General features: G+C 65.1%; 12 protein-coding genes. All 12 read right to left on the reverse strand.

Annotated elements, in window-relative coordinates:
• Nucleotides 1-368: 368 nt before the first annotated feature.
• Complete coding sequence (locus N911_RS0110180) at nucleotides 369-809, reverse strand: hypothetical protein (protein ID WP_029896803.1); 441 nt, start codon at nucleotides 807-809, stop codon at nucleotides 369-371.
• A complete protein-coding gene (locus N911_RS17585; protein WP_161781616.1) occupies nucleotides 809-2,347 on the reverse strand; it encodes a discoidin domain-containing protein in 1,539 nt (512 codons plus the stop codon). The genes N911_RS0110180 and N911_RS17585 overlap by 1 nt, the downstream gene beginning before the upstream one ends.
• Nucleotides 2,348-2,760: 413 nt before the next feature.
• Nucleotides 2,761-3,597 carry a hypothetical protein gene (locus N911_RS0110190; RefSeq protein ID WP_029896807.1) on the reverse strand — a complete coding sequence of 279 codons (837 nt, stop codon included), beginning with the start codon at nucleotides 3,595-3,597 and terminating at the stop codon, nucleotides 2,761-2,763.
• Complete coding sequence (locus tag N911_RS0110195) at nucleotides 3,594-4,718, reverse strand: hypothetical protein (protein ID WP_138774378.1); 1,125 nt, start codon at nucleotides 4,716-4,718, stop codon at nucleotides 3,594-3,596. The genes N911_RS0110190 and N911_RS0110195 overlap by 4 nt, the downstream gene beginning before the upstream one ends.
• Entirely contained in the window at nucleotides 4,718-9,127 is a 4,410-nt protein-coding gene (locus N911_RS0110200; protein WP_029896811.1) for a phage tail tape measure protein, read from the reverse strand. The genes N911_RS0110195 and N911_RS0110200 overlap by 1 nt, the downstream gene beginning before the upstream one ends.
• A gap of 4 nt (nucleotides 9,128-9,131) precedes the next feature.
• On the reverse strand, nucleotides 9,132-9,320 hold the full coding sequence (locus N911_RS0110205; RefSeq protein ID WP_029896813.1) for a hypothetical protein: 189 nt from the start codon (nucleotides 9,318-9,320) through the stop codon (nucleotides 9,132-9,134).
• Between the two features lie 110 nt (nucleotides 9,321-9,430).
• Nucleotides 9,431-10,213: a hypothetical protein gene (locus tag N911_RS0110210; RefSeq protein ID WP_029896814.1), complete on the reverse strand. Its 783-nt coding sequence runs from the start codon at nucleotides 10,211-10,213 to the stop codon at nucleotides 9,431-9,433.
• 8 nt (nucleotides 10,214-10,221) lie between these two features.
• The gene (locus tag N911_RS0110215) at nucleotides 10,222-11,391 is read right to left on the reverse strand and encodes a phage tail tube protein (protein ID WP_029896815.1); all 1,170 of its coding nucleotides are present in this window, start codon (nucleotides 11,389-11,391) and stop codon (nucleotides 10,222-10,224) included.
• A 4-nt stretch (nucleotides 11,392-11,395) separates the two neighbouring features.
• Nucleotides 11,396-11,824 (reverse strand): Gp37 family protein, encoded by a 429-nt coding sequence (locus tag N911_RS0110220; protein ID WP_029896816.1) that lies wholly within the window; start codon nucleotides 11,822-11,824, stop codon nucleotides 11,396-11,398.
• Nucleotides 11,821-12,258, reverse strand: coding sequence for a phage virion morphogenesis protein (locus N911_RS0110225; RefSeq protein ID WP_051694163.1), 438 nt, complete (start codon nucleotides 12,256-12,258; stop codon nucleotides 11,821-11,823). The genes N911_RS0110220 and N911_RS0110225 overlap by 4 nt, the downstream gene beginning before the upstream one ends.
• On the reverse strand, nucleotides 12,258-12,701 hold the full coding sequence (locus tag N911_RS0110230) for a phage protein Gp36 family protein (RefSeq protein ID WP_029896819.1): 444 nt from the start codon (nucleotides 12,699-12,701) through the stop codon (nucleotides 12,258-12,260). Before N911_RS0110230 ends, N911_RS0110225 begins: the two co-directional genes overlap by 1 nt.
• A gap of 89 nt (nucleotides 12,702-12,790) precedes the next feature.
• Entirely contained in the window at nucleotides 12,791-13,783 is a 993-nt protein-coding gene (locus N911_RS0110235; RefSeq protein WP_029896821.1) for a major capsid protein, read from the reverse strand.
• Between the last annotated feature and the right edge of the window lie 9 nt (nucleotides 13,784-13,792).

Here is a 13,792-nt window from a genome sequence, read left to right on the forward strand (position 1 = left end):
ACCCCGCGCGGCGCCCGCTTTTTTTATGGAGCGGGGGAATGGATGGTGGCTGTCGGGGGTGGAAGTTCAGGGCACCGGGAGAGGGAGGGAAAACCCTTTGCAAAGGGTTTTCCCTCCCTCTCCCGCACCCTCTCCCTCCTTTTCCGAAACGTTTTATCGCTCGCTTCGCTCGGGGGCGCTGTGCGGGTGGGGAGCGTTCGGGAGACCAAAGCCCAATTCAGCTGTAAGCGGACTCGTCATTTGAGAAATCTTGTCACTTAAGTTGAGAACTGCGTTAGGTGGCGCAACTCCCAATGGCACCTCCCTTGCTACGCGCGTGCGCATGTGCGCGCGTAGGCTACTGCCATACCCCCGCCTGCTCCACTCTGTTATTGCGGTGCTAACGGGACCATCAGTTCATCCACTCGTGCCGAATCAGTCAGCACTCCCTGATTAACCAACTGATCCAGCAGGGCGCGGGTCTTCTTCCCAGCCTCCGTGCTGGCATCGAGGTTGACGACGCGCACTGTCCAGATGACCGATAGGATGCGGCTCACACCTTTGGCCCGTGTGGTCGGATTGCCGCTGCCGTCTTCCTCGACAGCATACCGACGGGCCAGAGCTACTTCATCGTCGGTGAAGCGGTCCTGAAAGTCGCTGGGGTCGATAGCGTACACTGGCTCCGGCGCGGGCACCGCCCAGGTTCCATCTGGCTGCGCCACGTACTCCGGGCCGGGGCGGGGGCCGTCCATCTCCACCGCGCCGGGAGGCCGGGTGAGCGCATACTGCTCCAAGGATTCGCCGGGAACTGCATAAATTCGCTTTGCCATCAGAACGCCCTCCATACTTTGATGCGGCACGGGGCCGAGAGGGCTTTGCCCGCATTCAGGAACGGGCTGCCGTCGTTCGTGGGAGAGCTGCACAGCGCATCGTCGCCGGTCTGCACGACGATGTTGCCCGCGTAGGGCTGACCCAACATGCCGCGACACCCGTGAACGGTGTTGGTGAACCCGTTGTGGCCCCACTCGTCGCCCTCGGGCTTGATTTGCGCCACCGCGTGAATGGGCATACCGTGGCCGAAGGGGTTCTCTTCCTCGTGACGCTGATTAGTGCCAATGTTCGCCCCGCCGTTGACCGCGCGCACGGCGAAGGTTCCCGGCGCGTAGCTGTACGTCCCGGTGATGTTGCCCGAGGAATCAACATCGCAGTAGCCCCCGTACACGCGGGGCACCACCACGTCTGCGGAATCCCGCATCTCCATGCGGACGAGGTCGAAGAAGTCCCCCGAGCCGAGGATTTCCATCTCGCCGATGTTCAGGACAGAGCCGCCGTTGAGGGCGGTGACGTTGATGCGGACGCACCGCCATTGGCCGGGGGTGGCGAGAGAGAACCGCTTCACCTCCTGGCCGGTCCACGTCACGCCGGTTTGCGCGTCAAGCTCCGTCCAGGTGGCCCCGTCATCGCTTCCCTCGAAGGTCCAGGTGTTCGGCATGGAGCCTGCCTTGCTGGCGGCGGGGCATTGCAGGGTGTAGCCGTCCACGCGGCGGGCCTCGGGGAAAGCCGCCTGGAGCCAGCCGGTGGACACGCCGTCCTGCGTCACCCAGCGGTCCTCCTCGCCGATGGAGTCGTTAAAGGCCATGTAGGGTTCGTAGCTGCTGTCGTAGACGCTGGACGCGGACAGGGTGATGCCGTCCTGGCTGTTGGCGGACATGGTGGGAACACGGTCAACGCCAGCGCGGTGGGGGCCGTACTGGGGCCGCATGGTGGTCACGCCAGCCGTCCCATCACCGTTGATGAACACATAGTTCCGCGTGTCGTTCGTCAAGGCACTCGCCGGTACGGTCAGCGGTGCGGTCAGCCGCAGGTATCCGTCCAGGGGGCCGTCCTGGCCGAACCCCTCGGCGAAGGACAGGGTCAGGGGAGCGGAGGCCGACGCCTGGATTTCCAGGTCGCCCGCGTTGTCGGCCAGGAAGTCGGGCAGGCCGTTCGCATCGGTCGGACAGGTGAGGATGGCTTGCCTTGGTGCCTGGGAGCGGGCCTGGGGGGCCACGACCTTCGCGCCGATGTCATTCGATTTGAGAATATTTGGGTCAGCGGCCTCGTACTCATCATGCGTATGGCCAGGCTCGTTTCCCGGCTGCTGGCCAAACGCTACGCCCGCCAGGTCGGTGGCCACCACAGCGTCTTCCAGGCTCACCGTTGTGACGTCCGAGTTCGAGTCGTAGTTTCTGGCCGCCACGTGCGTGGTCGTGGGACCACCGGATTGCGACAGCCGCACCGACCTGCGTGGGAGGTAAATCGCGGTCTTGTCTCCACCGACCCCGAACGAGCTGGCCGACTGATAGGTCACGGCATCGGCCTCACCCATCCACCAGGATCCTGCCGGGGCATCACCTTTCAGTGTCCCATCCAGGTTGGTGGATACGTCCAACCGGGCCGCCAGGGTGGATGCCAGTCCGCGAGCGGACTCGACTTCGCTCTTGAGGGCCTGAAACACGAGGGACAGGGCGGTCGCATCCACCCACCCCGCCTCGCCTTGCTCAGTGTCGCCGGTGTAGCGGTACACCGCATGCCCTCGATCAGTGCGGACACAGACCTGGCCCTGAACCGGGGAGCCGGGGAACTGAGTGCCTGCGCTGGCGGAGCGATTGGTGTCGATCGAGTCCGCCAGGGAGTCCAGCTCTACCTCCAGGCCATCCAGGAACTGCTGAAATTGAACGTCCCACCCGGTATCGGCGGCCGTCAGGTCGTACAGAACCTTGAGAAAGTCCCTTGTTACGCTCATATGCTCTCCTCGAATGTGAGCTTCACGTTGCCGACCCCCGGTGCTTCGCCCTTGAACGTGACCCCACCAGGCACAGATCCGTACAGGGTCGTGTACGCACGTCGCTGCGGGTTTTTGGTCAGCAATTGCAGCACGGATTCCCGGCGGTTGCCCGCCATCCGTTGCAGCTTTTGCAGATTATTGAAGTAATCCCCCTCAGGGAGACGACGCAGGTCAAATTTCACCTGGTAGTACTGCGGCCGCACATCCCTCCATGCATGACCATCATCGGCTCGGGATACCTCCGTAGGGTCCACCAGCTCCATCTCCAGCTTCACATCCACACCACACCGAGGACTCCAATGCCTGGCCAGGATGAGGCGCCCCAAGCTTGGCGGAGTCCCACCGTTTCGCAGCTCCACTTCCACATATCGGGCCGAAATCGCTTTGCCCAGCAGGCGCATAGTGGTCACGCGGGGGAAATCCGCCAAATCGTCCTGGGCCGGATAGCCACCCCAGCCGACCTGTCCCCAGTCACCCTGGCCCCACCCCAACAGCCCCTCCCAGGCAGGCCAGATCTCCTCGTAGTCGGGAGTGGTCCACGTATCGTCAGGGTAGCGCCGCAGTACCACCTCGGCCGGGGGAACCAGGTTGTGCTCCACCAGCGCCAGGGCACTCAGGGGGACGGGGCTGCCGTAGTCCACTCTGATCCATGCCGGATCCGACGTGCTCTTCCACACCTGGAGCCGGTCAGGGGTCTGCGCGTTGACCACCGGCCAGGCCGCATCCTCGGTCGATGCGGTGAGCGTGGCGGTGTCCAGCCGTTCGTCGTTGAAGACAAAGACGCAACTCATCCCCACAGCTCCAGCGTTACGCGCGACCGTTGCAGATCCTCATTCAGCCCAGTGACCCGCATGAGCTTGGACCCGGCACCAGGGAAATCGACCTCCAGGCAGTCGTGGAGATTCAGCGCCAGCGACTTCACCTTCGTGGTCACACGCACTTTGCTCCGCTCGACCCCGTAGAGGGTCCACAGACGATCCACGACCGCCTGGGCGTCGGTCTCGTTCACAAGTTGCGAACTCAACGGCCCCTTTGAGGACGCAATAGGATTGACGTCCCTGATTGCCTGATCCTCGTGGGACAAGGCCGTGGTGCCGCTGGGGGGCGATGAAATATACGACAGTTCGATCCGCCACCGCGCGGCCTGACGCTCGCTGGTCCACGACCCGCGCAGTCGGTTGCGTGCGGTGATATGCCCCCGCACGGAGTTGGCCGCATCCGCCGGGGGGTGCATTGTTCCGACGACGAACCGTCCCTGGCGGTCCATGGTGTACCAGCAGCCCAGAGGTGCCAGCAGACGGTCCAGGATCGACCCCATCGACTCGTTGCCGGAGGTGATGAGATATGCGGACCACGGATTCTCAGCCGCCCACGCGTCCCAGGCATCCTGGTCGATGTCGGTAATCTCCGCCGCGGACAACGCGCCGCTGACCAGATTTGCCAGCGTATCTTGCCCGTTATGCTCCGGATGGTGCCGCTCCCACAGGTCGGCCTGGGTGTCCACCACCTGTATTGTAATGGCCCGCTGGGTCTGGCGGATCCCACGGACACGACCACTGAACACTGGCAGAAACTCATCCACGTGGACTTCCGGCCAGCCCAACTTGATTGTCAGCGGGCGGCCGACCCAAGCCCACTCGTCCAGATCGGCCTCCATGCCCGGCGCGGCCAGGACCACATCGCCGTAAGTCAACTGCGACCGTCCATACGAAGTTTCCTGGAGCGACCGCCGCACAGAAGGCACCCCCGTGATACGGGGCGGATAATAATGATTCGTTCGATTCGGTTGTATGCCCATGGACGCGGCGCGCCAGGTTGTTGGTTCGGTTCCGTCCGGGCGAACCAGCTCCACTTCCACGGTGTAGATCTTGGCCGAGCTGGTTGAACTCAGCAGGGTGGATGCGGTGGGCATCAGTTCACACCCCCGGAGGATATGACCACGCGCCCGGCCCCGGCGGCGTCACTGATGTGGGGCAGCATGGCCTCGAACACCTCGCGGCTATCCAGATGCAGGTGGATGTGCGTCCGTTTCTCTCCTCCATCCCCCTCGCTGGCCCGGGAGAGCGCGTTGACGAATGCTTGTTCCAGACTGGCCACGGAGAACGCCTGACCGGGTTGGGTGGAGCGCAGCTGATCCGGCACACGCATCTCCAGCAGGCTGTCAAGGAAGTCGATGCCCGCGGAGGAGACAACGTACTCGCGCCGATGGACAGCGCCAGCAACCTCGTTCAGTGGCCCCCATCCGGTCCATCCACCCTCACGCCAGCCAGGAGTGGACGGCTCACCCAGGCCTCCTCCACCATATCCTCCCACGCCTGGGGCGTAATCGCCGTACCCCCCGATCATCTCATGGGCCTCGCGGCCGCCCATGCTGGTGGCACTGGTGCCGCCGTCAATCCCAAGGTCGCGGCCACTGCCGCCTCCCTGCCGCAGTTGGCCGTTCTGGAACGACACGTTTGACCAATCGGAAATATCAACCATGCGGCCGTCGCCGCTATAGAACGTATTGCCGTGGACGAACCCGCCAACCTGCTGCGCGGCTGCCGCCCTGGTCTCATTGCTGTAGAAGCCGGTATCGGCCATCACCGCCTCGGCCAACGCCTGCTGCACCGCTGCGGGCGCTGAGCTGAACACGGCCTGGGCGAAATCCAGCCCGTAGATGCCGCTGGCCATGCGCATCTGCTCGGCGGTCGGGCCGGTCTGGCGGCCAAGGGATTCCCCCAGAATGGCGGCCAGCTCCGAGAAGGAGTACACTTGATGAGGCAGCGCCGGATGGTCAGGCGCCACGTACCCTATCTCCAGCCCATCGCATAATTCAATACCAGGCATCGACGTGGACAGGGATTGGTACGCCTGTCGCCCAGCCAGGCCGCCGAATTGGTCCTCAAGGGCATCGCGGAACGTCTCGTGACTGCGCAGGCCCATCCAGTCGGCCACCTGCGACATGGCGTATGCGGTCAGTGGAGTGGCGGCGGCCGCCAGAATGCCAGCCCCCCCGATACCCAGCAGGGAGGCCAGGGCGGTGTTGGCGATCCGGGCGGGCATGGCGTATTCCTCCACGCCCAGCCCGAAGGCGGCCAAGTCCCCCGCCCAACCTGCCAGCCCGCTGAACATGGAACTGGCGAAGCCGGTCAGCGCGGCATCCTTGGCCACTTCGTTTATGCGGTCCTGGGGGATGGCGACATCCAGATCTTGGAGCTGTTCGCCCAGGGTCTGTACCCGGGAGTAGTTATTCCAGGCAGCCAGGCCGCCACCAAACAGGCCAGACCAAAAATGACCGAACTCCACGCCGCGCTTGCGCCCCATTTGTTCGCCGACCCATGAGGGGTCCCCTCCGCTGAGAGAAAGCCCGAACGCGGAATCCATGGCGTAGTCGCTGAACTGCCCTTGGCTGATGGGGTTCACGCGCGATCCCACTTGGACAGCACCCACGACGTTGTCGAAGAACCCCGAGCTTGACGTGCCATCGCCGCCCACGGCCTGGCGCACCGCCTCGGCCTGCTGGGCGGGGATGACCATCTCGTCTTTCTGGAGCTTGGCCACCACCTCGTCCTGTCGGATTGCCGCAGTACCGGTGTGGAACGACAAAAGCCCGTCCAGCAGCCCGGAGCCCCAGCTCATGAGCTGGCTGCCAGCCCACTCCGCGGCCATGGCGGTCGCGTACTCGGACATGGACCGCAGCATGGAATCAAGGATTTGGTTCGTGTACTCCTCCATGCTGCGGAACTCGCCTTTCCACCAGTCAAAGAGCACATTGCTGCCCGTCCGTTGCAGGGCTTGCCCGTTATCGCGCAGCAGGTCCTCGGTGTGATCGTAGTACCGCCGCCAGTGCTCCAAGCGGCGAGTCTGCTCGTCTTTCCAGATGTCGGACTCCGACGCTGCGGTGTTGGCCGCATATCCCAGCCACGAATCCGCCTGCTGCGCCTTGCGCCGATATTCGTCGCGGCGCTGGTGTTCTTCCTCCTTGATGCGGTCCCGCTCGATCTCCCACGCCTCTTGGGCGTGCCAGATGCGTAGGGCGGTCTCGTCTTCCACGTGGCCCTTGAGGGCCTTGTGCTCGCGATCCAGCTCCTGCTTGAGTTTCTGCGCCTTATACGCCGGAGACACCTCGGCCCTGAGCTTTTCACGTCGCCGCGTTGCTCTCGCGGCCGCCTCGGCGGCTCCATTGATGGCGGCGCGATCAATCTCCGCCAGCCATTGAGACTGGTCATCATAGACGCCGTGGATCATCTCCCATGCGTCACGGTGGGTTTCCACCCGGCCCAGGATCATCTTCTGCTCTTCGGAAATGTGGGCGGCTTTCTTCCTGGCCAACTCGGCCAGCGCTTCAGTCTCCCAGGCATTCACCAGGCGGATGGTCTCTTTGTCGCCTTCGGCTGCCTCGCGCTTCTCCGCGGCGGTCTGGCGCAGGCTCCATTGCTGGAACTCATGGGAATCGAGCGTGGCCTGCTTGTATTCCCGCAAGGCGTCCTTCCGCCTGGCCAAGACGTCATCTTCGACCTTCTTGGCTTTATCCTCGTACTGCGCCAGCCACGCCAGCGCCTCGTCCCTTCCCGCAGCCGGATCACCTTTGGTGCGGGACAAATCCACCACGCCTTCGTATTGGTCCGCCTTGGCCAACTCCTTTTTCAGCTTGAGTTGGCGCTCCAGCTGCTCGATCTGCTCCCGCTTCTCGTCTGCGTAGATCACGCCACTGCGCCTGCGACGCAGCCGATCGATCTGCTCGCGCAGCCCTTCGATGGATTCGCTCTGTTCGCGTATCTCGTCCGGGTCGGCGAAACCATGCAGTGCGGTCCACCAGCTGGCCTTGCCCTCGGCCGCCAATTTGGAAAGCTCGATCATGTCGGTCAGCGCGCCGGACGCGCCGACAATCAACCCCAGCGCAAGCCTGCCCTTGACCCCGCCCACCAACGCGCCGACGATGCCGAGTTCCTGGATGACCGACGGCAGGGCGTCCCACCCCCGCAAGGTGAAGTCGAACACGTCGCCCACGTGGCCGCCAAACTGGGCGAAGTCCGTGGCCAGGCCGGCTATATCCCCGGCGAAATCGCGCAGGTCTCCGCTGTGTTCATCCAACCAGGACGCGAACTCCTTGCTGGTGCGGACGACGGCTGGAGCCAGTTCGCGGCCCATTGTGGCGGCCACCGTGTCGATGACATTGCCCGCCATCGTCATCTGGGCCGTAAACGATTTGGAGGCGGCCAGGGCCTCTTCGTCCAGGGCGGTGCCCTTTTCCACCTGCTCGTTGGCCAGCGCCAGCGCTCTGGCCAGCTTATCCGAGCCCAGCGCCAACGCGGGCAACACCTGGAGAACTTCTTGCCCTTTCAGCCCGAATTGCTCCAGGGAGGCGGCCACGTCTCCACCGCGCGCCTTGACCTGACGCAGCCCCTCCAGGAACATCTGCAACACTGAGACAGAATTCTCTCCGAACGCCTTCCGCAGCTGTTCCCCTGTTCTGCCGGTCAGTTCCTCTAGGGCGTGTAGCGCATCGCCGCCCTGGCGCAGGGCCTGATCCAGCGTCCGCATGGTCCTGCCGACCGCCGACCCGCCCAATTCCGCCTCCACGCCCATGGCCTTGAGCGTCGCCCCCAGTGCAGCGGACTCGTGGCTGGCCACGTTGTAGACGGAGCTGGACTGGGCGACGCGCAGGGCATTCTTGGCGATCTGTGACTCGGTGGCCTCCATGGAGTTGCCCAACGATACGATGACCGCACCCAGCTCATCCACACCGTCCGCAGCCTCGCGCGAGACGGACAGCAATCTGGCCAGCTGCATTGCTGCCGCTTCACCGGCCATGTCCGTGGCCAGTTCCAGCTTGGCCACAGTATCCGTGAACTCCAATATGTTGGCCGCGCCCTCCACACCGAGCTGGCCAGCCGCCTGGGCAATGGCCAGCAGTTGCGCCTTGGAGGTAGGGAGGGTCTTGGAGAGGTCCAATATATCTCGGCCCAAGTCATCCAGCGACTTGCCCGTGATGCCGGTGGTCTTGGATACGCCGATCAGGCCGGAGTCCAACTCCGCGAACGACGTCACCAGTCGGCTGACGCCGTACCCGGCAGCCCCGGCGGTCATCAATGTGCCTACGCTGGTCAGCCTGGAGTAGAGGGTGCCCAGACCGGCCGCGCCGCGCCGGGCGTAGTTCTCGACCCGGCCCAGCTCCATGGCCCCGCGCCGGGCTCCGCCCCCCATGTCGTCGAGGCCGCGACCGGCTCGGCGGGCCTCTCCCTCCAGGCCGCCAAGCTCGCCGCGGAGGTTGCGCACGACCTCACGTGCGCGGTCCCCCTCGACGCGGATCTCGATGTACGCCGTGTTGCCAGGCATTAGATCACGTCCTCACTCCCAGCGCGGACAGAATGGATTGCCGCAGCGCATCGAGCTTGGCCCGCTCCATGCGGGCATCCAGGATTTCGTCCAGTTCGCCGAGCGCATCGGACACGTCCAGTGGCACCTGGAAACGCAGACCACCCTTCCGCAGGCGGCGCAGCCAGAACAGTCCGGCCAGCCACGGAGACACGGATGCCCCGTTCGCCCGAGGGCAGCCGGGGCATCCGGCCTGTACCATGGCCGTGTTGTTCTGTTCGCATTCCGCTCGCCTGCTGTCCGAGCATCCATCCTCCAGCCGGTCTAGGAGTTCCCTAAAGGGACGTCGGGCTCCTCGTACTCGATGTCGATCTTGGGCATGCCACGGGCGGCCTCGGCCGCGTCCTCGAACACGGCCCGGGCCACTGCGGCGGCGATGTCCGGCCGCGCTTTCAACAGCCGCTTGGTGTTGGCCTTGGTGTCGGTCAGATCCTCGTCGCCATCGGAGATGGTGCCGGGAGTGAACCCCTCCACCAGGCGGCGGCCGTGCTCCACCCGGGCCTGGGCGACACGATTGATGATGCGGTCTCCCTGGCGGCGATACATCGACGCGGCATACGTGGCCCTGGCCTCGGCGGAGGGGGAGGAGTACCGCAGTTCATGCACACACCCGGCGAGCCCGTCCACCACCCGAATGGTCTGTTCGTCGGAGCCGATCTCCATGGCTCCATCGCCGAACGCCCGGGTCTCGCGGAAGAGCTTCATTTCGACTGCCCGGATCAGATCCGGCCGGTGATTCCAGAGCAGGGTCTTCCAGTCGGGCTGGTAATCCGGGGAGTCGGGATCGGGGGACCACAGCGTGCCCCCGGTGGTGTAGGGCAGGTGCTCAAAGTCGGTCACCAGATCCAGCACCACCCGAGCCTCCTCGGGCAGCTCGTTCCCGGGAATGCCTTGATTGGCCCGGGCCAATGCCTCGGGCACCTGCGCCCTGGCCCACCTGGCCAAGTCGCGGTCGGTGGGGATACGGACGATGAGGGCGTGGTGGCCCGCCACCGCGTCCGTGATTTCCAGGCGGACGTGTTTGTCGCTGATGTCGTAGCGGCTCATCGCTCCCCCTAGAAGTAGATCAGGCCGAATTCGGAATCCTCCAGCGCGCCGCGCGTGCAGCGGCCGGAAATTGACCAGGTCACCTTGCCCGCTTCCGAACTGTCGGAGACGCTGGAGATCTGCATGGCCGGGATGATCATTCGCAGCCGGTTCCCCGCGGTCGAGCCGATGGTGTACGAGACCGGGACGGGAGTTTCGGCGTTCCAGATGGCGAACGGGTTGAAGATGTCCAGCGTGCAGGCGTAGAGGGTCATCTCCACCGTGGCTTCCCGCCCCACCACGCTGAACCCCCGGAACCCGTTGGCGGAGTTGGCGTCGCGGATGGACTCCACGCGGCCGCCCTGGGAGAACCTGACGCCCGTATTGGGGGGGAGCCACGGGCCGGTGGCGTCCAGCCGGTCGCCGATGCGCAGCCCGATGCTTTCCACCTTGGGTGGCGCTGTGGGCACGGCGGGGATGTCGCCGAACGGCGCGTCCACAGGCCCGCTGTAGAGCCCTTGTCCCTCCATGGAAAAGACGGGACGGTTGCCCACCTGGGCATCCAGGTTGAACGAGCAGGCCAGGCTCAGCACCTCGCGCAGAATGCGGTCCTTGTAGAGCTGGACTGCGGCATGCTCATGGGCTGAGTCGTCGGTCTTGGGACGCAGCAGTTTGCCTGGCATGGGTGCGCCGGTGATATTGGCTGTGGCCGAGGGGTCGGTCTGGTCGATGGCCTCACCGTCAGCGAACCCGTCCATGGACACCGTGACGACCAGGGAGTCGTGGTCAACGCAGACCACGGTGCCTTCGCCGCCGCTGGTGCCACCGGTGACAACTCCGCCGGGAGTGAACCCGGTGACGGCGTCCACGGGAATGATGAGCACGTCGGCCTGCCGCATGCCGCAGCAGAGCAGCAAGGGGGCGTAGTCCGGCAGCAGCGGCTTGGAGTCAACGTCCACCCCTCCACCCCTGGCCAACACGCTGAGCGACGCGTTCCACCGCTTCATCAGCAGCGACTGCGGCGAGGCGGCTCCGTCTCCTTCGTACTCGTTCAGATCCTGCGCGTCGGCCTGGGGTTCCAGGGAGGGGTCGCGCTGGATACGGATGATCGAATAGTCGGCCGGGTCCGGCGGTGTCTCGGACGGCTGGGCCGCCAAACCGATGGTGGTCAGTTCGTCCAGGAGGAAATCCTTGGGCATGATGCTATCTCTCCACGGTTACGGGAATGGATACGGTAATTTGGTAGGCCATGACGCCGCGCCACTCGGTGCTCAATGGGGCCGGACGTTCGGACTCGAACATCCACCGGGCTCCGGGCGGGTCCATCCACCAGCCATCCAGCACGGCGTGGACGTGGTCCAGTAGCGCCAGCGCGGCGTCGCCGCGCTCTGACGCGGAGCGGTATGACCTGGCCAGGCAGATGAGTGACCAGCGCACGGTCTGTTCCTGAAGCAACCCGTACTCCTGGTTCGCCCCGCCTTTGCCTCCGGCGTACGTGACCACCACTAGGCCGTGCTTCAGTTGACGTCGCACAGCATCGTCATCCGTGCCGAAGGGGTTGCTGATCACCGGAGAGGCAAGCCCTGCGACGAGGTGCGCTACCAGGGCGTCTTCGATTTGTTCCCGGGTCACCAGGCGGCCTCCAGGTAATCGGTGATGGTCGCCGCGATCTCGTCCATGTCCAACTCGTCCTCGGTTGGCAGGTATGGCCTGGCGGGCAGCTGGACGCTATGGTTGCGTCCGGCACGGCCGCCCAGCTGGTGGATCAGAGCGTAGACCAGGTCGGTGCCCACCTCTACGCCATCCCTCCCGGCTTCCACGTGTACGGACTTGCGCAGGGTGCCGGAGTCGGACAACGTCTGCCCGCCCGTCCGCCTGGCTCGTGTGGAGGGCTCCCACGGCTGCCCGCCTGGAGAAACCTCGGTCTCGAACGAGTCCATGATCTGGGTGAGGACGATTTCGCCGATGGCCTCCATGGCCGGGCGCAGATCATCCACCGCGCCCGCCAGCCTGGTCAGGCCGTCGTTGACCTCGGCAACATCCATTCGCAGAGAGGCACCGGGCATTAGAACTTCCTCCAGGTATCATCACCCCACAGCCGTGCCGGGGTGGACACCTCGATGAGGGTGTCTGGCATGGCGGATTGTTCAGCGGGCTCGGCCCCAAGGCGCAGGCGGCCATCGGCTATGCGTTCCAACGTGCGCAGACACCTGGCCCGCTCCGCTTCCCAATCCGGCCCCAGCGCCCCTCGCCGCAACAGCAGGGCGGAAACCGCCAGGCGGGCGGCGAGGCTCTTAACCAAGCCGGGCAAAGGCGTGGGGAGCGGTAACTCCATGACCGTCTCCAAGTAGCCATCAACCTCGGCGGAGCCGCGCTCGATGGCATCCTCCAGGACCTCGGCCACACTCTCCCAGGTGCCGGAACCGTCCAGGCTGTCGTCGGCCAGCTGGATCAGCTCGTTCTCCGGAAGCCAGGTGCGCATGTCGTCGGGCGTGCAGTAGGTGCTCATTCGCATTTCACACTAGTTTCACACTAGTTCGAGGGTGCGGGGCGGAGCCGTAGCCCGCCCCGCCGACTCGGCGGTTGTCACGAGCCGTTTTAGGCCGAGGTCACCGTGGCCCAGCAGATGGCTTTCACCACCGGCACCGGGAACGGCTTGGACTTTCCGATGATGCGGTGGACCGACGGGTCCGCCAGCTTGACCGGCTTGCTGAAGTACGGCAGCGGCTGCAGCTTTCCGTCCAGGTCGTCGATGGCGCAGTAGAACAGGGAGAACGGCGCGTCCGTGCCCACCGCGCAGATCTTGGTGGACGGGACCTTGGGCGTGGACACCCCGGTCTGCGGGTTGCGGTACTTCTCGGACATCCGCTTGACCAGGTACCCGCCGATCGAGATTCCTTCCTCGGAGACGTCCACCCGCAGCTTGGCCCGGGGGTTCTCGGCGTAGGCCTCGGACAGGGCCAGTAGGGCGGTGTAGGCGCTGGACCCGGCCAGGAAGACCACCGTGGACGCATAGCCGGAGTCGGTGATCAGGGTCTCCATGGCCTGGAGGTCGGCGAACACCTGGCGAATCTTGGCCTCGGCCGCGTCCCAGAGAGTGGAGGGGGTGTGGCTGTGCGGGCTGCCGAACTGGACCTCGTAGGTTTGGAAACTCCCGGATTCGTTCTGCACCGGCCAGGAGATGGTGCCGGTCAGGGACGTGGCCGCGATGCCTTCGGCGGTGGCGCGGCTGGCGCGGCGCATGCTGTCGTCCAGGTTGGCCAGGTGCGTCTGGATGCCGTCGCGCCCCAGCTGCTTGAGGTCGTTCATGGCGGCGGCGGTCAGGTCGCGGTGCAGGGATACCTCGTAGGGCTCGTACATGCCCACCGCCGTGGGCGAGCCGCCCATACGCAGGCTGGGCGCGCCGCGCATGACCAGCGGCTGGGCCACGCCCAACTCGGTGATGTCCTCGGCCGCCACCATGGCGAAGGGGTGACGGCGGCGGATCTGGTACACCAGATCCAGGATGGAGGTCTTGAGTTTGGGCAGGCTCTTCAACCGGGCGGCCACCGCCGCCGGGGTGTAGAACTGCCGCAGATCGTTGATGGTCATGACTCCTCC

The organism is Desulfohalovibrio reitneri, from assembly GCF_000711295.1.
Taxonomy (GTDB): domain Bacteria; phylum Desulfobacterota; class Desulfovibrionia; order Desulfovibrionales; family Desulfovibrionaceae; genus Desulfohalovibrio; species Desulfohalovibrio reitneri.

What these genes read in the sequence shown, in the direction of transcription:
- N911_RS0110195 (WP_138774378.1), bottom strand. Translation starts at nt 4,718, where the DNA reads ATGCCCACCGCATCCACCCTGCTGAGTTCAACCAGCTCGGCCAAGATC.
- N911_RS0110190 (WP_029896807.1), bottom strand. Translation starts at nt 3,597, where the DNA reads ATGAGTTGCGTCTTTGTCTTCAACGACGAACGGCTGGACACCGCCACG.
- N911_RS0110230 (WP_029896819.1), bottom strand. Translation starts at nt 12,701, where the DNA reads ATGAGCACCTACTGCACGCCCGACGACATGCGCACCTGGCTTCCGGAG.
- N911_RS0110200 (WP_029896811.1), bottom strand. Translation starts at nt 9,127, where the DNA reads ATGCCTGGCAACACGGCGTACATCGAGATCCGCGTCGAGGGGGACCGC.
- N911_RS0110235 (WP_029896821.1), bottom strand. Translation starts at nt 13,783, where the DNA reads ATGACCATCAACGATCTGCGGCAGTTCTACACCCCGGCGGCGGTGGCC.
- N911_RS17585 (WP_161781616.1), bottom strand. Translation starts at nt 2,347, where the DNA reads ATGGGTGAGGCCGATGCCGTGACCTATCAGTCGGCCAGCTCGTTCGGG.
- N911_RS0110215 (WP_029896815.1), bottom strand. Translation starts at nt 11,391, where the DNA reads ATGCCCAAGGATTTCCTCCTGGACGAACTGACCACCATCGGTTTGGCG.
- N911_RS0110210 (WP_029896814.1), bottom strand. Translation starts at nt 10,213, where the DNA reads ATGAGCCGCTACGACATCAGCGACAAACACGTCCGCCTGGAAATCACG.
- N911_RS0110225 (WP_051694163.1), bottom strand. Translation starts at nt 12,258, where the DNA reads ATGCCCGGTGCCTCTCTGCGAATGGATGTTGCCGAGGTCAACGACGGC.
- N911_RS0110180 (WP_029896803.1), bottom strand. Translation starts at nt 809, where the DNA reads ATGGCAAAGCGAATTTATGCAGTTCCCGGCGAATCCTTGGAGCAGTAT.